Source organism: Chitinophaga sp. YIM B06452, from assembly GCF_039655965.1.
Lineage (GTDB): Bacteria > Bacteroidota > Bacteroidia > Chitinophagales > Chitinophagaceae > Chitinophaga.
Genome location: NZ_JAWLKY010000002.1, coordinates 1,291,991 through 1,317,311 on the forward strand (window position 1 = coordinate 1,291,991; position 25,321 = coordinate 1,317,311).

A 25,321-nucleotide genomic window follows, 5' to 3' on the forward strand; every position below is an offset into this window, starting at 1 on the left:
TTTCCGAACATTCACTGTATAATTGCCGGAACTGAAACTGATATAACCGTATCCCGGCTTGCACCGGGATACGGAAGGAATATTATTATCAATCAAATTTCAGGTCCAGGCCCAGACCGCGCAGCTCATGGATCAACACGTTGAAGGATTCAGGCACACCGGCTTTCGGGATGTTGTCTCCTTTTACGATGGATTCATATGCTTTTGCACGGCCAACGATATCGTCGGACTTGATCGTGAGCAGCTCCTGCAGGATGTTGGATGCGCCATATGCTTCCAGTGCCCAAACCTCCATCTCACCAAAACGCTGGCCACCGAACTGGGCTTTACCACCCAGCGGCTGCTGTGTAATGAGAGAGTACGGTCCGATAGAACGGGCGTGCATTTTGTCATCCACCATGTGGCTGAGCTTGAGCATGTAGATGATACCTACGGTGGCTTTCTGGTGGAAACGTTCACCGGTCTCACCGTCGCTCAGGTAGGTGTGGCCGAAGCTGGGCAGCTTGGCTTCCGTGATATATTCTGCGATCTCTTCAGTGCTTGCACCGTCGAAGATCGGGGTTGCAAAACGAACACCCAGTTTCTGACCGGCCCATCCGAGAACGGTTTCATAGATCTGGCCCAGGTTCATACGGGAAGGTACGCCCAGCGGGTTCAGCACGATGTCTACCGGTGTACCGTCTTCCAGGAACGGCATGTCTTCGTCACGCACGATCTTGGCTACGATACCTTTGTTACCGTGGCGGCCTGCCATCTTATCACCTACTTTCAGCTTGCGTTTGCTGGCCAGGTAAACCTTCGCCAGTTTCAGCACGCCCGCAGGAAGCTCGTCACCGATAGAGATGTTAAACTTCTCGCGTTTGTAACGGCCCAGCTCCTCGTTGTACTTGATGTTGTAGTTGTGGAGCAGGGTGTTGATCTGGTCGTTGGTGTCCTGGTCTGTAGTCCATCCGAGCGGGTTTACGTTCTGGAAGTCTACATTAGCCAGGTTCTTGTTGGAGAACTTGGAACCTTTGGAGATCAGCACTTCACCGTAAGTGTTGGTGATGCCTGCGGAGGTTTTCTCCTTCAGCAGCGTCAGCAGCTTACCCATCAGCACTTCCATCAGGTCTTCCTCGTTCTTCTGGTGGATCTTCTCCAGTTTCTCCAGCGCCGCTTTTTCGCGGGTCTTGGAGTTCTTATCTTTTTTAGCACGGGAGAACAGCTTCTTGTCGATCACCACACCTTCGGTAGACGGGGGCGCCTTCAGTGAAGCGTCTTTCGCATCGGAAGCCTTATCACCGAAGATCGCGCGGAGCAGTTTTTCTTCCGGTGAAGGATCGGATTCACCGCGGGGGGTGATCTTGCCGATCAGGATATCGCCTTCCTTGATATGCGCACCTACGCGGATGATACCGTTCTGATCCAGGTCCTTGGTGGCTTCTTCGCTCACGTTCGGGATATCCGGCGTCAGTTCTTCCTCACCCAGTTTGGTGTCTCGTACTTCAAGTTCATATTCGTCGATGTGGATGGAAGTGAACCAGTCCTCACGCGCAACGCGCTCGGAGATCACGATCGCATCCTCGAAGTTGTAACCTTTCCAGGGCATGAAAGCCACTTTCAGGTTACGGCCCAGGGCCAGCTCACCGGCGCGGGTGGCGTAACCTTCCGTAAGGAAGTCGCCTTCCACCACACGCTGACCTTTCTTCACCGCGGGGCGGAGGTTGATACAGGTGCTCTGGTTGGTTTTTACGAATTTGGTCAGCTGGTAGATCACGAGGTCATCTTCAAAGCTTACCAGTTTCTGCATTTCATCGCGCTCGTAACGAACGTGGATCTCGTTGGCGTCAACGAATTCCACCACGCCTTTGCCGTTTGCGGTGATCTGCAGGCGGGAGTCGCGCGCAGCCTTGCCTTCCAGGCCGGTACCTACGATGGGTACCTGCGGGGAGATCAGGGGCACAGCCTGGCGTTGCATGTTCGATCCCATGAGCGCACGGTTGGCGTCATCATGCTCGAGGAAGGGGATCAGGGAAGCGCTCAGACCCACGATCTGGTTCGGAGCCACGTCCATATATTCCACCTCACCGGGTTCGAGGATCGGGAAATCGCCGGTCTCGCGGGATTTTACTTTATCACCGGTAAAGGCGCCTTTTTCGTCCAACGGTGCGTTGGCCTGGGCAATCTTTACGGAATCTTCTTCTTCGGCGCTCAGGTACTCGATCTTCACCATGTCCACTTTACCGTCTTTTACTTTGCGGTAAGGCGTTTCGATGAAGCCCATTTCATTCACCATGGCGTGTACGCACAGGGTGGAGATCAGGCCGATGTTCGGTCCTTCAGGGGTTTCGATGGTACAGAGGCGGCCGTAGTGCGAGTAGTGTACGTCGCGCACCTCAAAGCCTGCACGTTCGCGGCTAAGGCCACCGGGCCCGAGCGCGGAGATACGGCGTTTGTGGGTGATCTCAGACAGCGGGTTGGTCTGGTCCAGGAACTGCGACAGCTGCGAGGTACCGAAGAAAGAGTTGATCACGGAAGAAAGGGTTCTTGCATTGATCAGGTCTACCGGTGTGAACACCTCGTTGTCCCTCACGTTCATACGCTCGCGGATGGTGCGCGCCATACGGGCAAGACCTACGCCGAACTGGGCATAGAGCTGCTCGCCTACGGTGCGTACGCGGCGGTTGGACAGGTGATCGATATCGTCGATCTCGGCTTTACCGTTGGTGAGTTGCACCAGGTATTTGATGATCGAGATGATATCGGCCTTGGTCAGCACTTTCATGTCCAGCGGGGTGGGCAGGCCGAGCTTACGGTTGATTTTGTAGCGGCCAACGTCCCCGAGGTCATAACGTTTGTCTGAGAAGAATAATTTATCGATGATGCCCCTTGCTGTTTCATCATCCGGCGCATCGGCACCGCGCAGCTGGCGGTAGATGTGCTGAACGGCTTCCAGCTCGGAGTTGGAGGTATCTTTGTTGAGGGTGTTATAGATGATGGCAAAGTCGCCGCTCACCTCTTCCTTCTGCACAAATACGGATTTCACGCCCATGTCTGTGATCAGCTCGATGTTGTTTTCGTCCAGGATGCTGTCGCGTTCCAGGACGATCTCGTTACGTTCGATGCTCACCACCTCGCCGGTGTCTTCATCCACGAAATCTTCCACCCAGCTGCGTAAAACGCGGGCGGCCAGCTTTTTGCCGGCGTATTTTTCCAGGTTCTTGCGGTCTGCTTTTACTTCGTCTGCCATGCCAAACAGCTCCAGGATATCCTTGTCTGTTTCATAGCCGATGGCACGAAGCAGCGTGGTAACCGGGAACTTCTTCTTACGGTCGATGTACGCGTACATCACGTTGTTGATGTCTGTAGCAAACTCCATCCAGGCGCCTTTGAAGGGGATCACCCTTGCGGAGTAGATCTTGGTGCCGTTGGGATGGATGGATTGACCAAAGAACACACCTGGAGAACGGTGGAGCTGGGATACAACTACACGTTCAGCGCCGTTGATAACGAAGGTACCTCTGGGGGTCATGTAGGGGATGTTCCCGAGGAATACATCCTGTACAATGGTCTGGAAATCTACGTGCTCCTCGTCATTACAGCTCAACCGGAGCTTTGCCTTGAGCGGCACGGAGTACGTAAGCCCCCGCTCAATACATTCTTCGATGGTATAACGCGGAGGGTCCACGAAATAATCCAGGAATTCCAGGTTAAAGATATTTCTGGTATCTGTAATCGGGAAGTTTTCCTTGAATACTTTAAAAAGGCCTTCGTTGTTACGCTTGTCTGGTGTGGTTTCTAATTGGAAGAAATCCTTGAAAGATTGGATTTGGATAGCCAACAGATCCGGTGTCTCAGCAACTTGTTTGATCTTTCCAAAATTTACTCTTTCGTTAGTTTGGGCTTTTTTTAGAGACATATTCGAAGTTAGCAGTTAATATGACTTGATGATTAAGGGAAATTAATGATTCTTTGCCAATACACCCAAAATATTGTATTTCAACACAGATGAACGGCCTATTTCCCGTTTTGCCGGACGTCCTGGAAACACACCTTCCCAAAGGGAGTAAGGCCAAAAAGTACCGGAGCACTTTTTGACCTTAAAAAAGATGTATATTAAACAAAGAATTACTGAATTTCAACTTCAGCGCCAGCTTCAGTCAGCTTCGCTTTCAGATCTTCAGCTTCAGCCTTGCTAACGCCTTCTTTCACTGCTTTCGGCGCACCGTCAACCAGTTCTTTGGCTTCTTTCAGACCGAGACCTGTCAGATCCTTCACGATTTTCACTACGTTCAGTTTGCTGGCACCAGCAGATTTCAGAACTACGTTAAATGCAGTTTTTTCTTCAGCAGCAGCGGCTCCGCCACCACCGTCAGCAGCTACAACTACTGCAGCAGCAGCAGGTTCAATACCGTATTCGTTCTTCAGAACGTCTGCCAGTTCTTGTACTTCCTTAACAGTAAGACCTACTAATTGTTCAGCTAATGCTTTTACGTCTGCCATTGTATGATATTTTTTGTAGTTTTTTAAAATGTTGTTAAACAGATGTTTGTTTATATTGTGACTTGGAAGCCAATGTGATAGGCCACGGGATTACTCCGCAGCGGGTGCATCTGATGCCGGGGCATCCGGTGCGGGTGCAGCAGCTTCTGCAGTTGCAGCGCCACCTTCGTTCTTGCCTTTTTCCAGCAGGGCCGCGATAACGCGTTTTGCAGGAGATTGCAGCAGACCGATAACTTCGCCGATAAGCTCGTTCTTGGTCTTGATCTTCACCAGGTTAGCCAGCTGGTTGTCGCCCAGGTAGATCTCTTCAGCTACAAAAGCAGCTTTCAGTACGGGTTTTTCCAGTTTAGCGTTTTCCTTGCGGAAAGTGCTGATGATCAGGGCCGGCTCTTTCGGGCTGTCGGAAAACAGCAGGGCCGTTACGCCATGCAGCGCTTCGTAGATACCTGCATATTTCTCGTTGTCCAGGCTTTCGAGCGCCTTCTTGATGAGGGTGTTCTTAGCCACCTTCATTTCCACGTTCTTGTCGAAGCACACCCTTCTGAGGTGGTTCACCTGCGCCACGGTCAGAGACTCGGTATTGGTGATGTAGAAGTTGTTGTATTGAGCAAACTTGCCTTTCAGCAGTTCGATTACCTCATTCTTTTGATCTTTGTTCATTGCTTTTTGTTTAACATTGTCCGCTTTCGCCTTCTCTGCCCTCGCAGGCTCCGGCTACCGGGCGGTCAATTAGTTTTGAACAGATTTAGTGTCAATAACGATACCGGGGCTCATGGTGCTGGCCATGGATAAACCTTTCAGGTATGTGCCTTTTGCTGTGGAAGGCTTCAGCTTGATGATCGCGTTGATCAGTTCCTGTGAGTTCTCTTCGATCTTTTCAGGAGCGAAAGAGATACGGCCGATGGAAGCATGAATGATACCGGCTTTGTCCACTTTGAAGGTGATCTTACCGCCTTTTACCTCGTTTACAGCAGCTGCCACATCGTTGGTAACAGTACCGGTCTTCGGGTTAGGCATCAGGTTGCGGGGGCCCAGGATCTTACCCAGTTTACCGATCTTCGGCATTACGGCAGGCGTAGCGATGATCACATCGATCTCGGTCCAGCCGGCTTCGATCTTCTGGATAAATTCGTCCAGGCCTACGAAATCAGCACCAGCTTCTTTTGCAGACGCTTCTTTGTCGGGCGTGCAGAGAACCAGTACTTTTTTGGTCTTACCAGTACCATGCGGCAGTGTAACGGAGCCGCGGATAGCCTGGTCAGCCTTCTTGGGATCTACGCCCAGGCGGATATGTAAATCGACGGAAGAGTCGAATTTAGTGCAGTTAATGTCTTTAACGAGGGTGGAAGCCTCTTTCAGGCTATAGGATTTGTTTTTGTCCACCTTAACGTCAGCCACTTTTCTTTTCTTAGTTGCCATTTCTACAATGATTTAAAAGTTAACCTGCTTTAACAGGGTGAACAAATTAGTTTTCCCAGGGAGCTTTACCGTCAACGGTAATACCCATGCTGCGGGCGGTACCAGCCACCATTCTCATGGCGCTTTCCAGCGTGAAGCAGTTCAGGTCAGGCATTTTGTCTTTGGCAATTGCCTCTACCTGCGTCCAGGATACTTTACCCACCTTATTACGGTTAGGTTCTTTAGAACCACCTTGAATTTTGGCAGCTTCCAGCAGCTGTACGGGAGCCGGAGGCGTCTTAATTACAAAGTCGAATGATTTGTCTGTGTAAACGGTCAGCAATACAGGCAGCACTTTACCCATTTTATCCTGGGTACGGGCGTTGAACTGTTTGCAGAACTCCATGATGTTCACACCTTTGGAACCCAGGGCGGGACCAATCGGAGGCGCAGGGTTGGCTTGGCCGCCTTTAACCTGCAATTTCACGTACGTTGCGATCTCTTTAGCCATTAGTCTGTTTTTAATTTGGTTAAACGTTCCACCGCCGTTGCCGGGGCAAAACTCCCAAAACTCAAAAGTCTCAGAAAGACATTTTAAGGGGGATGCAAAGGTAGGTATATTTTAAATGAATAGCAAAAAATGTTTGGAGTTCGGCATTTTTTTTGCTATTATGCGGGGATTGGGATTAAGTTTAATGGTTAATTATTTGAAGATCAACAGCATATCTCTGAGAAAGTAAAGGTCAAAGATACGTCATTTCCGGTATTTCTGAGCAGGATTTCGGCTCATATGAAAAATGGAGTTTATAAATAAGATCTTCTCCCGCTTTTTTAAACGGTATACAATGATAAAAGGATACAGCCTTATAGGAAACTCCCTGAAATATCCCCTGGTAAACGGATAACTTTCGGCACGTCCGCAAAGCTGGGCCAATTGGCCCTCAAGATATTGCAGGAATTTTACCCCCCTACCCTCCTGTTTTGTCTCATACCAAATAACCGCGTCATTTAATTCTTCCACTGCTAGCGGGTGATAAGCCAGTCTGTAAATCATCATGCCGGCTTCCGTTTTACACTTTTAATGGCCTTCCTTGCCATTTCCATCGCTTCTTCATGTGTATATACTTTCCCCCCCTGCACATATTCCTTCCAGCGCCGCTTCATTTCAGCCATAAACGCCTTATCATCCCACCATGCCCCGCTGAACGTCATATCCACGGTGTTATCAATAAAATCATCCAACGCCTGTAATGCATTGTCATCCGCCTTGTCAACAAAATCACGCAGCTTTTTCCGGAGAGCATCCTCTTTTTTTTTCCGGAGAACATCCTCTTTTTTCATGTACATCAACATTTCCAACAAATTTAATGGTTTCAATTTTTATTATTCTTCTGCAATTTACCCCTCCCAACCCACAATCCCCCCGTTCAGTCTATCCATTTTCCAGGGCGGTGTTAACACCTGAGATTTTTTGTATTTTGATCCCGCAAGAACTTCCACCACCATGAAAATTATCACCACACTCCTCCTTCTTTCACTACTCGCAACCCATAAACCCATGCAGAAAAAACAATTCCTGATCGTCGGCACCTACACCTCCACCGGCAGCAAAGGCATTTACGTTTTCATGAAAGACCCCGCCACCGGGCGCTTTACCCCTACGGATACGATGGAAGGCATCTCCAATCCCTCCTTCCTCACCCTTTCCCCCGACCGGCAATACGTATACGCCGTCAGCGAATTCGGGAAGAACAGCCCCGGTAGCGCCTTCGCATACGCCTTCGACCGCAACGCCGGTACCCTCGCCGCCATCAACCAGCAGACCGGCACAGGCACAGGCCCCTGCCACATCAGTACAGATGCCGGCAACCGCTTTGTATTCACCGGCAACTACAACGGCGGCAGCATCACCGTACTGCCGGTACAGGCAAACGGCGGCCTTGGCGCACCCATCCAGCAGATCCTTCACCAGGGCTCCGGCCCCGTGGAATCACGGCAGAAATCCCCGCATGTACATTCGGTGAACTTCTCTCCCGATGGTAAACAGTTGTTCGTGCCCGACCTCGGAACGGATAAGGTAATGATCTACGACTTCGATCCCGCCCGCAGCATGCGCCCCCTGCAACCTGCAGCCCAGCCCTTCGTGAGCACGGAGCCCGGCGGCGGACCGCGGCATTTCGTTTTCCACCCCAACGGCCGCTATGCCTATCTCGTACTGGAGATCAACGGCAAGACCGCCGCCTTCAGCTACGCCAATGGCCGTCTTACGCTGCTGCAAACCATTTCAGGCGCTCCCGCGGATTATAGCGGCTCCAATTTCGGCAGCGCAGACATTCATGTTTCCCCCGACGGGAAATTCCTCTATATGTCCTCCCGCGGCGACCTCAACACCATTTCCATTTACCGCATCAGCGAAAAAGACGGCACACTCAGCCTCATCGGTCACCAACCCACTCTGGGTAAGGAACCGCGCAACTTCCTGATCTCGCCGGACGGTGAATACCTGCTGGCCGCCAACCAGAAAAGCAATACGATCGTGATCTTCAAAAGGAATGCGGAAACCGGCCTGCTCACTGCTACCGGTGAAGAGCTCTCCATACCCGCACCGGTTTGTCTGAAATGGGTGGAATAAAAGCCTGGTAACAAAATAGATGTGGCACCATCTAAAAAGTTGCTGAAACAACTATTGCGTACCTTCGTAATCCTAAAATACCCCGATTATGAAACGCATATTGTTAGCACTCACAGCAATGATCACTGCGCTCTCCGCGCACTCACAGGACGAGGCGGCCATGAAAGCCTGGATGGACTACGCCACTCCCGGTTCTATGCAAAAGATGATCGCTATGGCAGACGGCAACTGGAAAACAGATATGACCTTCTGGATGGCTCCCGGCGCCCCGCCGATGACCACTACAGGCACCTGCACCAACAAAATGGTCATGGGCGGCCGGTACCAGGAAAGCCGCTTCACCAGTTCGATGGACGGCCAGCCTTTTGAAGGCGTAGGCATGCTGGGTTACGACAACGTCCGGAAAGTATTTGTTTCCACCTGGCTGGACAACATGGGCACAGGCATTATGTACCTCGAAGGAAAATGGGACGATGCCACCCGCTCCATCACCTTCACAGGCAACATGACGGATGCCGTTGCCGGGAAAGCAATGCCGGTAAGGGAAGTCTTTAAATGGGTGGACGATAACAACCAGGTGATGGAAATGTACCAGATGTCGAACGGTACAGAATATAAGAGTATGGAGCTGAAGTTTACCCGCAAATAGCAGTGATACAACGAATTAAAAAAGCCGCCCCGGACCGGGACGGCTTTTTGTTTTTAATATGCTGAACAGCCTTAGCTGATCTTTTCTACCTGCATGAAGTTCAGCTCTACCGGTGTGGCACGGCCGAAGATCTTCACGGTTACTTTCAGTTTCTTTTTGTCTTCCAGCACTTCTTCGATCACACCGTTAAAGTCGTTGAACGGACCGTCGATGATCTTGATGGTTTCGCCTACGATATAAGGCTCGCTCATAGTGATGCCCTGGTCGGAGATCTCGTCTACTTTACCGAGCATTTTATTCACTTCTGATTTGCGGAGAGCGATGGGTTTTTCTTTCCCGAGGAAGTGGATCACGCCGGAAACGTTGCGGATGGCCTGGATCACTTCGTCGTTCATTTTACCGTCAATGGCTTCGATCATCACGTAACCGGGGTAAAAGTTCTTTTCGCGCATCACCTTTTTACCGGCCTGCACTTTATAAACTTTTTCAACGGGCAGGAAGATCTGGGTGATGATACCACCCCAGTCGCCGCGGCGAACTTCGATGTCCAGATACTCCTTTACTTTTTTCTCTTTACCACTCACCACGCGCAGCACGTACCATTTGGTTTCCTGGGTGGGAACTTGTGCTTCGTCCATTATGAAAACAGTTTATAGTATTGCGTTAAAACAAGGTGGGAAGCACTATCCATTCCCCATACCATCAGGGTGATGATGATAGTGGCGATCAGTACGATCATGGTAGAGGATTGCAGCTCCCGCCAGGTGGGCCAGGATACTTTATGAACCAGTTCGTAATATGATTCCCTGAAATAGCTGAAGATTTTGTTCATGGTAATAAGTTATCCTGATATGAACGATAAAAATTGCCGTGGAGAAAAATTGCAGGTGTTCCGTAAAAAACCAGCAATTTAACTTTCCGGCAATTCATTTTTTTATTCCGCACGGGTACTAGGATTCGAACCCAGATCAAAGGTTTTGGAGACCCGTATGCTACCGTTGCACCATACCCGTATTTAAAAAGCCATTAGCCGTAATGTTCGTCTAAGCAAATATAATCTACTATTGATTACTTGTTACTTGCTAATGGACTTTTTTTATGTGTCAGTATTGCTACTGATTATTTCAGGATCTCAGTTACCTGACCAGCGCCTACGGTACGGCCACCTTCGCGGATAGCGAATTTCAGACCTTTTTCCATAGCGATCGGCTGGATCAGTTTAACGGTCAGGCTGATGTTGTCACCAGGCATAACCATTTCAACACCTGCAGGCAGTTCAACCTCACCGGTAACGTCTGTGGTACGGAAGTAGAACTGGGGGCGGTATTTCTGGAAGAACGGCGTGTGACGGCCACCTTCTTCTTTGCTCAGTACATAAACTTCGCATTTGAAGTCTGTGTGCGGAGTGATAGAACCGGGCTGGCAGATAACCATACCGCGACGGATCTGGGTCTTTTCAATACCGCGGAGCAGCAGACCGGCGTTGTCACCAGCTTCACCTTCGTCCAGCAGTTTTTTGAACATTTCCACACCAGTACAGGTAGATTTCAGTGACTCAGGCTGCAGACCTACGATCTCAACGTTCTCACCAACTTTGATGCGACCGCGCTCGATACGGCCGGTAGCAACAGTACCACGACCGGTGATAGAGAATACGTCTTCTACAGACATCAGGAACGGCTGATCAACAGGACGGGGAGGCAGCGGGATGTAAGAATCCACAGCGTCCATCAGTTCTTCGATCTTGGCAACCCATTTCGGATCGCCGGCGAGAGCGCCGGTAGCAGAACCCTGGATGATGGGCACATTATCGCCATCAAAGCCATAGGAGTTCAGGAGGTCGCGGAGTTCGATCTCAACGAGTTCCAGCAGTTCCGGATCATCAACCAGGTCAACTTTGTTCATGAATACAACCATACGGGGTACACCAACCTGGCGGGCCAGCAGTACGTGCTCCTTGGTTTGCGGCATCGGACCATCAGTAGCGGCAACCACCAGGATAGCACCGTCCATCTGGGCAGCACCGGTGATCATGTTCTTCACGTAGTCGGCGTGACCAGGGCAGTCAACGTGCGCATAGTGACGATTGGTTGTCTGATACTCAACGTGTGCTGTATTGATAGTAATACCTCTTTCTTTTTCTTCAGGAGCCGCATCGATCTCGTCATAACCTTTCTTCTCAGCCAAGCCCTTGTTTGCCAGAATTGTAGTAATGGCAGCAGTCAAGGTAGTTTTACCGTGGTCAACGTGACCGATGGTACCAATGTTAACGTGGGGTTTATCCCGCTTAAAGGTTTCTTTTGCCATTGTATGTTTTTTTTAAGATGGTTTGTAAAGTTTACTTTTTGATACTATTTTTTAGAATAAAGCAAATCCGATAACAAACTTGAGCCAATTGCAGGGATTGAACCCGCTCCTCCCCGATTACGGTCGGGATGCTCACCCATTGAGCTTACCGGCTTAGTTAAACTTCAAATTTCGGACGCCGGCTATAACCCCGCATCCGAAACTCTTTTTGAGCTGCTGATGAAAATTGAATTCACAAAGCAATTTCCCTCTTCACCTTCTACTCTTTGAGCTGTTGATGAGAATTGAACTCACGACCTCTTCCTTACCAAGGAAGTGCTCTACCCCTGAGCTACAACAGCATATTCTTTTTTGAGCGGGAGACGAGGTTCGAACCCGCGACCTACAGCTTGGAAGGCTGTCGCTCTACCAACTGAGCTACTCCCGCATACTCAATTACGAATTACGCTCATCCATCAATTCCAAGCAATCCGCTCTTCAATTGACCAATCCAACGTAATTCGTGTGAAAGTAATAATTGGTGTGGGCAGGACAGGATTCGAACCTGTGAAGTCGAAAGACAGCGGATTTACAGTCCGCCCCATTTGGCCGCTCTGGAACCTGCCCAACTTAAAAATTCTCGCACCTGGCTCTTACACCCGGAACACCTGCGAGCCAGCAGAGGGATTCGAACCCCCGACCCACTGATTACAAATCAGTAGCTCTGGCCAACTGAGCTATGCTGGCAATTTTCTGTCAAGAAAAAGTTTCACACCCTGTAAAAGGAAGCGCAAAATAAATGTGAATCTTTTTAAGAAACAAATATTTTTTTCACTCCCCGGATGCAATCCTCCAACCTGATCCAAGTTGGCTAAAATGCCCTACAGTAAAGAACTTTACTACCTTCGCCGATCCCTTTTTGAATCGGGATGGCAAAGGTAGTAAAGAGAAAATGAATTCCAAAATATTTTTAGGATTTTAATGTAAATTCTTCTCCTTCTGACGTTTGATCTGGGTTACTAAACTATCAAACGCAAGGTCAAAGCTCTCTTCGAAGGATTTGCTCTCATGCTTAACGAAGAAGTCGTGGCGGGGTATGTGTACTTTAATTTCTGCAATCTTGTCCTTAACCTGGTGGGCTAACTGATCTAATTTTAAAAACACTTCAACATTGACGATCCGGTCATAAAAGGTGGATAGCTTCTGAATTCTCTTATTCACGTGATCAATGAGTTTGGCGTCCGCATCAAAACGCACAGTTTGAATTTGAACATTCATAGCACTAAAATTTAACATTTAACAATCTAGTTTCTAGCATGTAGTCATCGTTCATAGGCGTATTTTTTATGTAAAGAACTGGATTACTAATTTAATAAACTTTCACCCTCTTTCCTATTCCGCCCTGAAAAATTTTGTTAAAATCATTCTAATGCAATACTAGCCAATATTCCACCCGCCCCCGATGACCTCCGTCAGCCGCGATACACTTTTTTGTCAATAAATTAATTGATATTCATCAGCCTATGCCTTGGGATGCGCCTGCTGATGCACTTTTTTCAGCTTTTCGATCGTATTATGGGTGTAAACCTGCGTGCTGGCAAGGCTCGCATGCCCCAGCAACTCCTTCACCGCGTTGATATCCGCCCCGTTGTTCATCAGGTGCGTGGCGAAGGTATGCCGCAGTATATGCGGACTGCGTTTTGAGATGGTCGTTACTTTATCCAGCGCCTTTCGCACCGTACTGTATACAAACGACTTCGTTACCCCTTTCCCGTTGGCCCTCACCAGCAATTGCCCTGTTTCCGCATTCCCTACCTCTTTCCGCCGCCTTTCGTCATACTCCCTGATCATTGCCATCAACGGCCGGCTGAGCGGTATAATGCGTTCTTTATTGCCTTTCCCGAGCACTTTCATCTGGCTGTTGCTCAGGTCCATGCTGCGGTGCGTCAGCCCGATCAGCTCCGCCCGGCGGATGCCGCTCTGGTACAGCAATGCAATTATCAGCCGCTGCGTGGCGCCGTCGAAATCATCGCCAAACAGCACCTCACCCTCTGCATGGTTCTCCTCCACCTGCTGCATGGCCTTTTCATCCACGAACATGGGCAGGCGGCCCCGCATCTTCGGGCTCACCACTTTTGCCATCGGGCTTTGCGCCAGCTCGCCTTTGCGGATGGCATATTTGAAAAAGGATTTCAGGGCCGACATCTTCCGCCGGATAGTTGCGGGCGTTACAGGCTCGGCCTGCTTCTTTTTGTTTTTGCCGGACGGCTGCTTCGGCTCCAGCCCCATGGCCAGCCAGGATTGAATATGGAAATGCGTGAGCCGGGTTAACGGCAGCTCACCGTATTGTTCGGAAAGATAACGGAAGAACTGGAAGAGGTCCAGCCCGTAAGATTGCACCGTATGCGGCGAATACCGCTTCTCCAGCTCAAGGTAAGCCAGGAATCCCTGTGCAATTGGCGGAAGTTCATTCATACCTGTTGTACCCAACACAAAAAAATTGATGACTGTAAAGTTATCGAAAACCTTACAATCATCAATTTTATGTATTAGAATTTAAATACTGGCTCGTTACTATGCGTCATACTTGCCGGTAGCCACCTGCTGCTTGTAAACAGCTTTCAGCACCTGGGTGCGGCGACGGATAGACGGCTTCGTAAATGACTGACGCTCTCTCAGTTGCAGCAAAATTTTCGCTTTCTCAAATTTCTTCTTGTACTTTTTGAGCGCTTTGTCAATGTTTTCGCAATCTTTGGAATCGATAATTAACATAAATCTCCTTTAAGTTTTTTACGGACGGCAAAGATAAGCAATCCGCTTTTATTTGCAAAATTTCTCCCTTTTTATCGCCAAAATTTCTTCCGCCTGCTTCTTCCCTCCGCTCCTGCCTTTGCCGGGGGAACAAAATTACCCAATTCGTCAGTAACTTTGATGATTATGTTTACAGGAATCATCGAAACAATGGGGACCGTTGCCGGCGCCGTTCAGCACGGCGGCAACCTGGAGCTGACCATCCACTCCCCCCTGGCACAGGAATTAAAGATAGACCAGAGCGTGTCTCACAACGGCGTTTGCCTCACCGTGACCGCGGTGGAAGAGCAGCAGTATAAAACAGTGGCGGTTACCGAAACCCTGCAAAAATCCAACCTGGGCAAACTGAAGCCCGGGCAGGCCGTGAACCTGGAAAGGGCCATGGTGTTCAACAGCCGGATAGACGGGCATATCGTACAAGGCCATGTAGACGGTACGGGCATCTGCGAATCCGTCACGGAGCAGGACGGCAGCTGGCTGTACCGCATCCGCTTCCAGCCTGAGTTTGCGCCGCTGATCGTGGAAAAAGGCTCCATCTGCCTCAACGGCATTAGCCTTACCGTGTTCAATATCAGCAACGATGCCTTCACCGTTGCCATCATCCCGTACACTTTCCAGCACACCAATATCCAGTACCTGCGGCCCGGCGATACCGTGAACCTCGAATTCGACATCCTGGGCAAATATGTTGCCCGGCAATTGAAAACGCGCGAAAGCCATTAAATAACAGCATGAATCCATCTATCACGCAGAGCCTGGGCATGAAATACCCGCTCATCATGGCGCCGATGTTCCTCGTGAGCAACGAGCCCATGATGAAAGCAGCCATCCGCAGCGGCATCGCAGGCACCTTCCCTTCCCTCAACTACCGGAAGGAAGGCGAACTGCCCGCGCTGCTGGAAAGGCTCAACGAAACGAAAGCACAGCACCCGCAGGGCACCTACGGCGTGAATATCATTGTGCAAAAAACGAACCCGCTCTATAAAAAACACCTGGACGCCTGTGTAGCAGCGCAGGTTCCCTTTTATATCACCTCCCTCGGCAACCCGCGCGACGTGACCGATGCCGCGCACAGCTACGGCGCCAAAGTGATCTGCGACGTGACCAACCTGGTGCATGCCGAAAAGGCCGTGCAGAACGGTGCAGACGCCTTCATCGCGGTATGCGCGGGCGCGGGCGGTCATGCCGGCCCCTACCCCATGCATGTGCTGGTGCCTGCACTCAAGAATGCCTTCCCCGGAATACCCGTGATAGCCGCAGGCGGCCTCGCCACCGGCCGCCAGATGGCCAGCGCCATGGTGCTCGGGGCAGACGCAGTGAGCATCGGCACCCGCTTCATTGCCAGCCGCGAAGCCACGGTGAGCGAGGATTACAAACAAGCGATCCTGGAACACGGCATGGAAGACATCGTGCTCACGGAACGCCTCTCCGGCACGCCCTGCAACATCATCAATACGCCCGCCGCGCAAAAGATGGGCTACAAACAAACGGGCTGGGAAAAATGGCTGGGCCGCAACCCGCGCACCCGCAAGTATTTCAAAATGATGGTGCAGATGAAAGGCATGAAGATCCTGGAAAAAGCCGTGAAACCCAACAACTACCACCAGCTGTGGAGCGCCGGCCAGAGCGTGGAACTGGTGAACGACATCATGCCTGTGGAAGAGATCGTTGCCCGGCTGATGGAAGAATACAACGAAACTTTACAGGCCTTCAGATAATATGATCATCAACAAATGGCACGCCCGGCTGGCGGTGAGCGCGTTCTTTTTCCTGAATGGCTTGTGCTTTTCAAGCTGGGGCTCGCGCATCCCGGCCATCCAGGAACGGCATGGGCTCAGCGAAGCCGGGCTCAGCGCCCTGCTGCTTTGTATCCCTGTCGGGGCTTTGCTGTCGCTGCCGTTTGCAGGCTGGCTCGTATCCCGCACGGGCAGCAGGCCCGTCATGCTGGCTGCCGCTTTGTTGTACGCGGTTTTTCTTTCTCTCATAGGCATCGCGGGCAGCCCGCTCATTCTCGGGATCATTTTGTTCGCATTCGGTTTTATCGGCAACCTGGGCAACATCTCCGTGAATACACAGGCCGTATCGGTGGAAGTGTTATACGGGCAGACCATCATGTCGTCCTTTCACGCCACCTGGAGCCTGGCGGGGCTTACGGGCGCCGGCATCGGCACGCTGATGGTGAATCTTTTCATTACGCCTTCCACGCATTTCTTTTTTATTTCGCTCTTTGCACTGGCCGCCACCGCCGTCGCTTACCGGTATACGCTGCCGGAGCCGGCACAGGTGAATGCTTCGCGGCCCCCGGTGTTTGTAAAGCCGGACAAAGCCCTTATCAGCCTTGGTATTATCGCCTTTTGCTGCATGATCTGCGAAGGCACGATGTATGACTGGAGCGGAGTTTACTTCGTGAAAGCCGTTGAGGCCGCACCGGGGCAGGTTACGATGGGCTTTACCGCGTTCACACTGGCCACTACTTTCGGAAGGCTCAATGGTGACTGGCTTACGCGGCGTTATGGCATTACGGGCATGCTTCGCGGAAGCGGCCTGCTCACCGCGGCAGGACTCCTCCTGGCTGTTTTCCTCCCGTTGCCTATCCCCGCGGCCATTGGTTTTTTCCTGGTAGGGCTGGGTGTTTCCACCGTCATCCCGCTGGTGTACAGCACTGCGGGAAAAAGCACCGCCATGCCGCAGAGCATGGCGCTGGCAGCCGTTTCCACCCTGGGTTTCCTCGGGTTCCTCGCAGGGCCTCCCATTATCGGGTTCATCGCACAGTTCGCCGGCATCAGGTATTCCTTTGCCTGCATCGCCGTCATGGGATTGATGATCACGTTCCTGGCAGGGAAAAAGAAAAGTCCTCCCGGGCTGTAAATATTCCAAAACCGGCCATGTTGCCCGCTCCGCTAAAAATGATGATGGAACCGGCTTTGGCCCCCTCTTCTCAACCGCCGTTGCGTCGCACTCTTCAGCCAAATTTTCGCTGCCGTGCAAATACACATTATCTTTGCAAAATGCCCGAAACACAAAATTTCCAGGAAGGTGCCGTGTTGTTGATCAACAAGCCTTTAACATGGACCTCCTTCGACGTGGTGCGCAAGATCCGCAACACCACCAAAGCCAAAATAGGCCACGCCGGCACGCTGGATCCGCTGGCCACCGGCCTCCTCATTTGCTGCACCGGTAAAATGACCAAAAAGATCAATGAATACCAGGCGCAGGAAAAAGAATACACCGGCACCTTCACCCTCGGCGCTGTTACGCCCACCTACGACCTCGAATCCGAACCCCAGGATCATCAGCCCGTTCCCCCGCTGGACAAAGCCGCGCTGCAGGCCATCGCCAGCCAGTTCACCGGCCCGCTGCAGCAGCTCCCTCCCATCCATTCCGCCATCAAGCAGAACGGCAAACCGATTTACCACCTGGCCCGCAAAGGCGTGGAAGTGAAAGTGGAACCGCGTTCCATCGTCATACATGCATTCGAGATCACCGCGGTGGAATTGCCGGTGGTGCATTTCAGGGTGCAGTGCAGCACGGGCACCTACATCCGTTCACTGGCGCACGACTTCGGTGCAGCCGTTGGCTGCGGTGCATACCTGAGCAGTCTTTGCCGTACCCGCATCGGGGAGTTCAGGCTGGAAGACGCTATTGATGTAAATGAGTTTATCGAGCGCTACAAAAAAGCGCAGGGGCAGGCTGATCATCAGAACGGGTAACCGATCGCCACGTTCCAGATGATGTTGTCGCGGCGCCAGCGGCCATTTCCCAGCATCCATTCGCCGATGTACCAGCCGCTTTTATTTTGTGTGGGGTATGGTTTTTTAAGCGGTATGCCCCAATCCAGCCTGATCACGAAATAGCTGAAATCGAGGCGCAGGCCGGCGCCGGTGCCGATCGCCATTTGCCTGTAAAGATTCTTGAACTGGATCTCAGCGCCCGCGCGCAGGGTATCTTTCTTCAGCATCCATATATTGCCGACATCCAGGAAGGTTGCGCCTTTCAGGTACATGCTGCCGCCGAAGAGGCGCAACAGGTCGAAACGGTATTCCACGTTGCCTTCCAGCTTCAGGTCGCCCGTTTGGTCGGGGAATAGCTGGGCTGTTTTCGTAGTGTCCACGAAAGAACCCGGGCCCAGCGTACGCAGCCGCCATGCGCGGATGCTGTTGGGCCCGCCGGCGGTGAACTGGCGCACATAAGGCAATACATCGCTTTTACCATAAGGAATGCCTACGCCGGCATAGGCGCGCGTGGCCACGGAAGTTTTCGGGTAGTTCCAGTAATGGCGGTAATCCGCTTCCAGCCTTACAAACTGGGAGATCGTCACTTTCGCCAGCGATTCCAGGTTTTCCCTGCCGCTGGTTACGCCGTTCACCAAACTGTTCACGCCTTCCAGCCACAGGCCAGATTCTTCCACGGTTGCCCTGAAGAAGGTGTTCTGCTTTTTATGGAACAGGTCGTTGTTGCTGTAAGTATAGGTAACCGCTTCGCCGCCGATGAACGCAGGCTCGAAGCTGCGCTGCAGGTAAGGGTTCTGGTCTACCACATCAGCTTTGAAATTAGGGTTCAGCGATACGCCCACGTAATTCAGGGTAAATGGTTTCAGGTTCCAGCTTTTGTAAATGGATTCCCTCCACTCATAACCCAATGCCGCATTCACGGTGCGGATATTGAATTTATCGATACGGCGCAGGTTGTTGAAACCCGCTGAGAGCCTGGTTTTGGACGTAGAGCGATTGTTTTGCCGCACGCGGAAAGGCAGGATAAAACGGGGAAAAACGAGATCGGCATTGATGCCGTATTCCTGCGCCTGCATTTCAAACTTGTTCTCTTCATTCCTGATCACTTCAAGGCCGCCATTAAGCGTGATGTGCAGCTCATTCGCCGCCCTGTTGAGGTTGAAGTGGCGGTAACCCAGCGACACGCTGCTGCCCAGGAAATACTGGCTGCCGGTGGTCAGGTCTATGTTCGCGCTCAGCTCCTGCTTTTTGCGGGGCGTAAGCTGGATGTAGGCATCAAGTTTCTGCACGGTGTCTTTCACGTCTTTATACTGCACATTCACAAACTGCCAGATGTTGAGATCGAACAGCCGGTTCACGGTGTTGTTGTATTCCTCGGTGGAGTAACGCGCGTTGGGCCGGAGCTGTATGGCGCGCGTCAGCACCCGCGGGCGGATGATGTTCTGGTGGTATTTGATGGTCAGGAAGCGGCTGTTGGTAGTGCTGAACGTGGAATCCGTCACGCTTTCCTGCAACTGGATATCCGGGAACACGTAGATCTTGTTGATGTAAAACAACTTGGTAAGGTCATTGGCCGAATCTTCCGGGTTTTTGATCGTTACTTCCACATCCAGCGTAGGCTTCTGATCGGCGCTCAGCACGGAAGGCATCACCTCGAAAGGGTTCAGGGGGTCCACGAAGAGCGATTTATTCAGCGTATCCACCGTGAAATTGATCAGGTCGCGGTTGAATTTGTAATACCCCGCATCGCGGATGAGGCGCATGAGGCGTTCGCGCTCGCTGCTCAGGTCAGATGCTTTGTAGGGCGCATTCACATGCAGCAGCGAAAACCGTTCTCCTTCCTTTACCACCCGCGCGATCGCGGTATCGGGAATATCGTAGGTGATCTTTTTGATCACGAAATTCTTGCCCGTGTTCACCTGGTAGGTCACGGAGGCTTTCTGCCCTTTGATCTGCTCTTTATACCCGACGGTGGCGTAGAAATAACCCTGGTTGTTGAGGTAGGAAACCATCCTGTCCACAGATTCCTTCGTTTTGAGGGAATCATATATCACCGGCGCCTGGAGGTTACGCTCGCTGAGCGCGAGGTTCCAGAACCAGTTGCTTTTTTTCTCGTAATTCTTCTGATTGTAAAGCCATACTTTCAGGCGGGTGCCCGCTATCTTCTGGTTGGGCTGCTGCAACATCAGCGAACGGGAATTGAGGTCATTCTTCAGGTCTGTTTTTTCAGTGGAAGGCAGCTTCCCCGTGATCTCCACCCCGGTCTTGATCAGCAGGTTCTGATCCTTCTGCAGGTAACGGGTGTTGGAGCAGGCGCTCAGCAACAGGCATACCATCAGCAACACTACCGGTCCCGGCACATTCAAGTATGATGGGTATGTCTTTTTCTTCACTTGTTCATTGAATTAAACGGGTATGCTTCAGCGCCGGTATACAGGGGTTGTTGGCTGAATGCCGGAATTCTTGTAGGTTTGACCCCATGTTATCAAAGGCGCAAATTAAATATATTGTCTCATTACAGCACAAAAAATACCGTCAAAAATTTGGCCAGTTTGTGGCTGAGGGAGACAAGATCGTACAGGAGCTGCTGCACGGCCACCGGGATGTAAAAGCCGTGTATGCCACGCGCAGCTGGCTGCTGGATCACCGGGAACTGGCTGAAAGTGCCGCTGCCATTGATATACAGGAAGTGGATGAGGCAGTGCTTAAGCAACTGTCTTCCCTTTCCACCCCCAACCGCGCCCTTGCCCTGGTAAACATTCCCAAAGCCCCGGCCCTTCAACCCGAAGGCAGCATCACCCTTGCCCTTGAAACCATCCAGGACCCGGGTAATATGGGCACTATAATTCGTATAGCCGACTGGTTTGGTATCCGGCAGATCGTTTGCTCGCCAGACAGCGCGGATGCCTACAACGCCAAAACCATCCAGGCCACCATGGGCAGCATTATGCGTGTACCCGTGATCGTTCACTCCATCACGGAGCTGCTGGATAAATACCCGAAGATCCCCTCCTATGCCGCCACCCTTCATGGCGACAATATCGTTCACACCAAAACCATCCGCGAAGGCATCATCCTTATCGGCAACGAATCGCGCGGGCTTAGCGAAGAAGTGCTGAAACGGAGCAGCCATCACATCACCATCCCCCGCACGGGCCAGGCCGAATCTTTGAACGCTGCCGTGGCCGCCGGTATTATCTGCGGCAGGCTGCTTATTTGAACTGGATCGCCTTCACCGGCAGGATGTTCCGGATCAGCAGGCTCGGGATGATCAATATCAGCACACATATCTTCAGGGTTCCCAGGTTGATTGACGCCACTTTCCACCACTGGATGGCGATGGGCGCCACGGACATGTAATAGGATTCTTCCGGCAGCTTCAAAAAGCCGGTGTACTGCTGCAGCAGTGCCAGCCCGATACCCAGCACATTCCCGATAATGATGCCGGCCAGCGTGATGTAGGCCGCCTGGTAGATGAATATCCCCTGGATGGCCGTGTTGCGCATGCCCAGGGCTTTCAGGATGCCTACCATATTGGTGCGCTCCAGTATCAGTATCAGGATGGCCGTGATCATGTTGATCACCGCTACAATGGTCATGATGATGAGGATAATGATCTCGTTCTTATTCTGAAGGCCCAGCCAGTCGAAGATATTGGGGTATACCTCCTGCATGCTGCGAAGGGCCAGCTCATCGGGCATCAGCTCGCCGATGCGGCCGCGGGCGATTTCCGTCTGCCGGTAATCTTTCAGGTATATTTCGTAGCCGCCAATATCGTCGGGCGCCCAGTCGTTCAGCCGGCGGATGAGGTTGATGTCGCCTACCAGGTAAGTTTTATCATATTCTTCGATGCCGGTTTTGTAAATGCCGCAAATGCTGAGCTTGCGGGCCCGCGGCGGAAGCCCGTCGCCCCGCACGAAATATACGATCACAGCGTCGTTCAGCTTCAGCTGCAAAAGCGCCGCGGTGTTGGCGGATATGATCACTTCAGGAGCATACCCGCTGTCTGTAAACCTGATAGGGCGGCCTTCCTGGAGGAATTCCATTTTTGCGCCGGGGCTGATGCCTTTAAAGATCATCCCTTCCGTTTCCCGGCCTTTTTTCACGATCACCGATTTGGTGGCGAATTCATTCACGGCGGTCACATCCGGCAGGGCCAGCACCTTCCTGCGGAAGGCGGAATCCTGCGGGAACGGCACCTGTTCTGCCAGCGGGCCGGCGTTCGCCTGGTACTGGGTTACGTGCATATGGCCCCAGAAGCTGAAGATCTTTTCAGAGATCACCTGCTGGAAGCCGTTGATCATTGCGGTAGCCAGTATCATGACCGCCACGCTGAACGCAGTAGCGATCATGGCGATGTTGATAATGAATTTGGTAAAGGACGAGAACCGGTTGAAGGCAATCCTGCCGGCGATAAACATGGATACGCGCATGCTGCAATTTAACAATTTAGAAATTCATTGTAAATTACACTTATGAGGACAGTTGCACTTGTATGCTTCACCGTTATGGCGATGTTCGTTTTTCCCGGCGTAAAGGCCCAGGAAAACAAAATAACCCCGGATCATATTTATCACCAGAACATCAAAACGGTCAAGTTCACCCCGCCCGGAGACTACCTGGGGCTCCCCATTATCGCGCTCAACAGCGGCGAAACCCTTGAGCTGCATTTTGATGACCTGATCAATGAAGTGCGGACGTATTATTATACACTTGTGCTCTGCAATGCAGACTGGACGCCCGCCCAGCTCAATACCATCGAATACCTGCGCGGCTTCTCGGAAAACCAGATCAGGGATTACCGCTTCTCCAGCATCGCTTTGCAGAAATATGTGCACTATAAAGTAAGCATCCCCAACCAGACCTGCCAGCCCACCAGGGCCGGCAATTATATCCTGAAAGTTTACCTGGACGGGGATACCACCCGCCTCGCCTTTACCCGCAGGCTGATGGTGATCAATAACAGGGCCGGCGTTACCGGCTGGATATCGCAGCCCACCAATCCCAAACTCTTCAGGAACAGCCAGAAACTGAACGTGCAGGTAAACACCAAGGGACTCAACATCCAGAACCCGTTCGACCAGCTGAAGGTGGTGATCATGCAGAACTTCCGGTGGGACAATGCCATTACCGGCATCAAACCCATGTTCATCAAAGGCGATGTGATAGAATACAATGCGGAACAGGATTGCATCTTTCCGGCGATGAAAGAATGGCGCTGGATAGACCTCCGCAGCTTCCGCCTGCAAACGGAACGGGTGGCTAAAACAGACTACAAACGTAACGGCACCGACGTGCACGTAATGCCCGATTTCCCGCGAGACAACCAGGTGTATCAATTCCTCAAAGACATCAACGGCATGTTCTATCCCGCTACCATAGAAGATTATGATCCTAATTTTGAAGGGGACTATGCGCGGGTGGATTTTACATTCCCCATGAAAGAACCTTACGCCGGTTACGATATGTACATCTTCGGCCAGCTCACTGATTACGAGTGGAGCGACCTCAATAAAATGACATGGAATGGTGAAAAGCAGGCATACGAAGGCGCTTTATTCCTGAAACAGGGGTATTACAATTATGTGTACGGCCTGATAGACAAGAGCAACAACCAGTTCAGCACCGAACTGACGGAGGGCAACTGGTGGGAAACGGAGAATGCGTATACCGTGCTCGTATACTACAAAGCGCTTGGCGGCCGCCACGACGAGCTGGTGGGCCAATTGCGGATGAACTCGCTGATCAACCGGATGCGGTAATTTTTTTGCGCCTCCTGCCAATATTAAGAACTGCATGCTTACGCATGCAGTTCCTGTTTTAAGACGTTTCAGGGAGTTAAAGGATCCACGGCATACACGCTTTGCCGCAGCTTCACAATGTTGGCGGCGCCGCGTTTGATGATGATGCGCGTGCCGCGGTCGTACGTAAAGTAACGGTAACACCAGTTGATGAGCACCACCAGTTTGTTACGGAAACCCAGTAAGCTCAGCAGGTGCACTATCATCCAGACTATCCATGCGATATAACCGCTGAGGCGGATGCCGGGAAGGTCTGCTACTGCGCGGTTGCGGCCGATCGTAGCCAGGCTGCCGAGATCTTTGTATTTGAAGGGTTTCGTGCTTTTCTGTTCCAGGCCGGCTTTCAGGTTCTTGCCCAGCAACTTGCCCTGCTGGATGGCTACCTGCGCCACCATGGGGTAACCTTTCGGGAAACGTTCGTCGTTCAGCATCTGCGCAATGTCGCCTATCGCGTAAATATTACTTGTACCGTTCACCAGGTTCCTGTCGTTCACATTTACACGGCCGTTGGGCAGCACCGAGTCTTCCGGCAAACCCGGGAGGGCCATGCCTTTCACGCCGGCAGACCATAAGAGGGATTGTGATTCTATCACATCTCCGTTACTCAGCAGCAGCTTTTGGCCGTCATAATCTTTCACCGCAATATTGAGCAACACTTTCACACCAATGTGTTCCAGGCTGGCCAGCGTTTTCCGGCTGGTTTCTTCAGACATGCCCGCCAGTACGCGCGGCCCGGCTTCCACCAGGTAGATGTTCATCAGGTGAAGCGGCAGTTCAGGATAATCTTTGGGAAGAATGTATTTGCGCAGCTCCGCAAAAGCACCCGCCAGCTCTACGCCGGTGGGGCCGCCGCCTACCATCACAAAATTGAGCTTGGGCCGGATGTCCGCTTCATTCTTGAGCAGCAATGACTCTTCGAATTGTTTCAGCACGTAGTTCCTGATCTGCACAGCTTCGATCAGCGATTTCATGCCGATGGCATGCTCTTCGATCAGCTTATTGCCGAAAAAGTTGGTATTGCTGCCGGTTGACAACACGAGGTAATTATACCGGATATCGCCGATATTGGTTTCCAGCGTGTTCTGCTCCCGGTTGATATGTTTCACTTCCGCCATGCGGAAAACGAAATTCTTCTGCCGTTTGAAGATGCCCCGGAGGGGAAATGCAATGCTATCCGGTTCCAGGCCCGCCGTGGCTACCTGGTACAAAAGAGGCTGAAAAAGATGGTAATTGTTCCTGTCCAGCAGCACCACCTGCAAGGGAGCCCCTTTCAGCGCCTTCGCGAGGTTAATGCCAGCAAATCCGCCGCCAACGATTACGACCCGGGGAAGGTCTGTGTCCGGAATGTTCGGTTGTATCATGACTTATGTGTTTTAGGATAGTATAACATCCTGGCCACAAATGCCATACCATCGGAAATATTTCTCAAAAGTACAATACTTTCAGTAAAAAATGAAAGATTTGAAAATAAAGCTTCGTTAAATAAAAAAAGGCGCTCTGAATGAGCGCCCCGGCATACAAGCCAATATCT

Annotated in this window: 23 protein-coding genes and 5 tRNA genes; 8 read left to right on the forward strand and 20 right to left on the reverse strand. The window is 51.5% G+C overall.

Annotated features, from left to right (window positions below; translation table 11 throughout):
- Positions 1-88: 88 nt before the first annotated feature.
- The 6 genes from rpoB to R3I13_RS15025 form a co-directional block, all read right to left on the reverse strand.
- Entirely contained in the window at positions 89-3,898 is a 3,810-nt protein-coding gene (gene rpoB / locus R3I13_RS15000; RefSeq protein ID WP_346318782.1) for a DNA-directed RNA polymerase subunit beta, read from the reverse strand.
- Between the two features lie 209 nt (positions 3,899-4,107).
- Complete coding sequence (gene rplL / locus R3I13_RS15005) at positions 4,108-4,482, reverse strand: 50S ribosomal protein L7/L12 (protein WP_346318783.1); 375 nt, start codon at positions 4,480-4,482, stop codon at positions 4,108-4,110.
- Between the two features lie 90 nt (positions 4,483-4,572).
- On the reverse strand, positions 4,573-5,142 hold the full coding sequence (gene rplJ / locus R3I13_RS15010; RefSeq protein WP_346318784.1) for a 50S ribosomal protein L10: 570 nt from the start codon (positions 5,140-5,142) through the stop codon (positions 4,573-4,575).
- Between the two features lie 69 nt (positions 5,143-5,211).
- The gene (gene rplA / locus R3I13_RS15015; RefSeq protein WP_346318785.1) at positions 5,212-5,901 is read right to left on the reverse strand and encodes a 50S ribosomal protein L1; all 690 of its coding nucleotides are present in this window, start codon (positions 5,899-5,901) and stop codon (positions 5,212-5,214) included.
- A gap of 46 nt (positions 5,902-5,947) precedes the next feature.
- Entirely contained in the window at positions 5,948-6,391 is a 444-nt protein-coding gene (gene rplK / locus R3I13_RS15020) for a 50S ribosomal protein L11 (protein ID WP_346318786.1), read from the reverse strand.
- A 542-nt stretch (positions 6,392-6,933) separates the two neighbouring features.
- Positions 6,934-7,257: a hypothetical protein gene (locus tag R3I13_RS15025; protein WP_346318787.1), complete on the reverse strand. Its 324-nt coding sequence runs from the start codon at positions 7,255-7,257 to the stop codon at positions 6,934-6,936.
- Between the two features lie 127 nt (positions 7,258-7,384).
- Between R3I13_RS15025 and R3I13_RS15030 the strand changes: the two genes are divergently transcribed.
- A complete protein-coding gene (locus R3I13_RS15030; RefSeq protein WP_346318788.1) occupies positions 7,385-8,512 on the forward strand; it encodes a lactonase family protein in 1,128 nt (375 codons plus the stop codon).
- A gap of 88 nt (positions 8,513-8,600) precedes the next feature.
- On the forward strand, positions 8,601-9,161 hold the full coding sequence (locus R3I13_RS15035) for a DUF1579 domain-containing protein (protein ID WP_346318789.1): 561 nt from the start codon (positions 8,601-8,603) through the stop codon (positions 9,159-9,161).
- 71 nt (positions 9,162-9,232) lie between these two features.
- On the opposite strand, the gene nusG is transcribed toward R3I13_RS15035, so the two are convergent.
- The 11 genes from nusG to rpsU all read right to left on the reverse strand — a co-directional run bounded on the left by nusG (position 9,233) and on the right by rpsU (position 14,219).
- Positions 9,233-9,799 carry a transcription termination/antitermination protein NusG gene (nusG, locus tag R3I13_RS15040; protein WP_346318790.1) on the reverse strand — a complete coding sequence of 189 codons (567 nt, stop codon included), beginning with the start codon at positions 9,797-9,799 and terminating at the stop codon, positions 9,233-9,235.
- Entirely contained in the window at positions 9,799-9,993 is a 195-nt protein-coding gene (secE, locus tag R3I13_RS15045) for a preprotein translocase subunit SecE (RefSeq protein WP_120516843.1), read from the reverse strand. Before secE ends, nusG begins: the two co-directional genes overlap by 1 nt.
- 110 nt (positions 9,994-10,103) lie before the next feature.
- Positions 10,104-10,174, reverse strand: a tRNA-Trp gene (locus tag R3I13_RS15050).
- Between the two features lie 106 nt (positions 10,175-10,280).
- The gene (gene tuf, locus R3I13_RS15055; RefSeq protein WP_346318791.1) at positions 10,281-11,468 is read right to left on the reverse strand and encodes an elongation factor Tu; all 1,188 of its coding nucleotides are present in this window, start codon (positions 11,466-11,468) and stop codon (positions 10,281-10,283) included.
- Positions 11,469-11,737: 269 nt separating this feature from the next.
- A tRNA-Thr gene (locus R3I13_RS15060) sits at positions 11,738-11,809 on the reverse strand.
- 13 nt (positions 11,810-11,822) lie between these two features.
- Positions 11,823-11,895 (reverse strand) — tRNA-Gly (locus tag R3I13_RS15065).
- Between the two features lie 96 nt (positions 11,896-11,991).
- Positions 11,992-12,074, reverse strand: a tRNA-Tyr gene (locus tag R3I13_RS15070).
- A gap of 46 nt (positions 12,075-12,120) precedes the next feature.
- Positions 12,121-12,194: transfer RNA gene (locus R3I13_RS15075), tRNA-Thr, on the reverse strand.
- A gap of 231 nt (positions 12,195-12,425) precedes the next feature.
- Complete coding sequence (locus tag R3I13_RS15080; protein WP_346318792.1) at positions 12,426-12,725, reverse strand: HPF/RaiA family ribosome-associated protein; 300 nt, start codon at positions 12,723-12,725, stop codon at positions 12,426-12,428.
- Between the two features lie 243 nt (positions 12,726-12,968).
- Positions 12,969-13,922, reverse strand: a complete 954-nt coding sequence (locus R3I13_RS15085; RefSeq protein ID WP_346318793.1) for a tyrosine-type recombinase/integrase — start codon at positions 13,920-13,922, stop codon at positions 12,969-12,971.
- Positions 13,923-14,021: 99 nt separating this feature from the next.
- The gene (rpsU, locus tag R3I13_RS15090; RefSeq protein ID WP_346318794.1) at positions 14,022-14,219 is read right to left on the reverse strand and encodes a 30S ribosomal protein S21; all 198 of its coding nucleotides are present in this window, start codon (positions 14,217-14,219) and stop codon (positions 14,022-14,024) included.
- A gap of 165 nt (positions 14,220-14,384) precedes the next feature.
- Between rpsU and R3I13_RS15095 the strand changes: the two genes are divergently transcribed.
- The 4 genes from R3I13_RS15095 (at position 14,385) to truB (ending at position 17,968) form a co-directional block, all read left to right on the forward strand.
- Positions 14,385-14,981, forward strand: a complete 597-nt coding sequence (locus R3I13_RS15095) for a riboflavin synthase (RefSeq protein WP_346318795.1) — start codon at positions 14,385-14,387, stop codon at positions 14,979-14,981.
- Positions 14,982-14,989: 8 nt separating this feature from the next.
- Complete coding sequence (locus R3I13_RS15100) at positions 14,990-15,976, forward strand: nitronate monooxygenase family protein (protein ID WP_346318796.1); 987 nt, start codon at positions 14,990-14,992, stop codon at positions 15,974-15,976.
- 1 nt (position 15,977) lies between these two features.
- A complete protein-coding gene (locus tag R3I13_RS15105; protein ID WP_346318797.1) occupies positions 15,978-17,126 on the forward strand; it encodes an MFS transporter in 1,149 nt (382 codons plus the stop codon).
- Positions 17,127-17,266: 140 nt separating this feature from the next.
- Positions 17,267-17,968 (forward strand): tRNA pseudouridine(55) synthase TruB, encoded by a 702-nt coding sequence (truB, locus tag R3I13_RS15110; protein WP_346318798.1) that lies wholly within the window; start codon positions 17,267-17,269, stop codon positions 17,966-17,968.
- Here truB and R3I13_RS15115 read toward each other — a convergent pair.
- Positions 17,956-20,382 carry a BamA/TamA family outer membrane protein gene (locus R3I13_RS15115; RefSeq protein ID WP_346318799.1) on the reverse strand — a complete coding sequence of 809 codons (2,427 nt, stop codon included), beginning with the start codon at positions 20,380-20,382 and terminating at the stop codon, positions 17,956-17,958. The genes truB and R3I13_RS15115 overlap by 13 nt on opposite strands.
- Positions 20,383-20,543: 161 nt before the next feature.
- Here R3I13_RS15115 and R3I13_RS15120 point away from each other — a divergent pair, with 161 nt between their 5' ends.
- On the forward strand, positions 20,544-21,209 hold the full coding sequence (locus tag R3I13_RS15120) for an RNA methyltransferase (protein ID WP_346318800.1): 666 nt from the start codon (positions 20,544-20,546) through the stop codon (positions 21,207-21,209).
- Here the strand turns inward: R3I13_RS15120 and R3I13_RS15125 are convergent.
- On the reverse strand, positions 21,202-22,422 hold the full coding sequence (locus R3I13_RS15125) for an FtsX-like permease family protein (protein WP_346318801.1): 1,221 nt from the start codon (positions 22,420-22,422) through the stop codon (positions 21,202-21,204). The two genes, R3I13_RS15120 and R3I13_RS15125, sit on opposite strands and share 8 nt — an antisense overlap.
- Positions 22,423-22,464: 42 nt before the next feature.
- Between R3I13_RS15125 and R3I13_RS15130 the strand changes: the two genes are divergently transcribed.
- The gene (locus R3I13_RS15130; RefSeq protein ID WP_346318802.1) at positions 22,465-23,751 is read left to right on the forward strand and encodes a DUF5103 domain-containing protein; all 1,287 of its coding nucleotides are present in this window, start codon (positions 22,465-22,467) and stop codon (positions 23,749-23,751) included.
- Positions 23,752-23,819: 68 nt separating this feature from the next.
- Here the strand turns inward: R3I13_RS15130 and R3I13_RS15135 are convergent, their stop codons facing one another.
- Entirely contained in the window at positions 23,820-25,151 is a 1,332-nt protein-coding gene (locus R3I13_RS15135) for an NAD(P)/FAD-dependent oxidoreductase (protein WP_346318803.1), read from the reverse strand.
- Between the last annotated feature and the right edge of the window lie 170 nt (positions 25,152-25,321).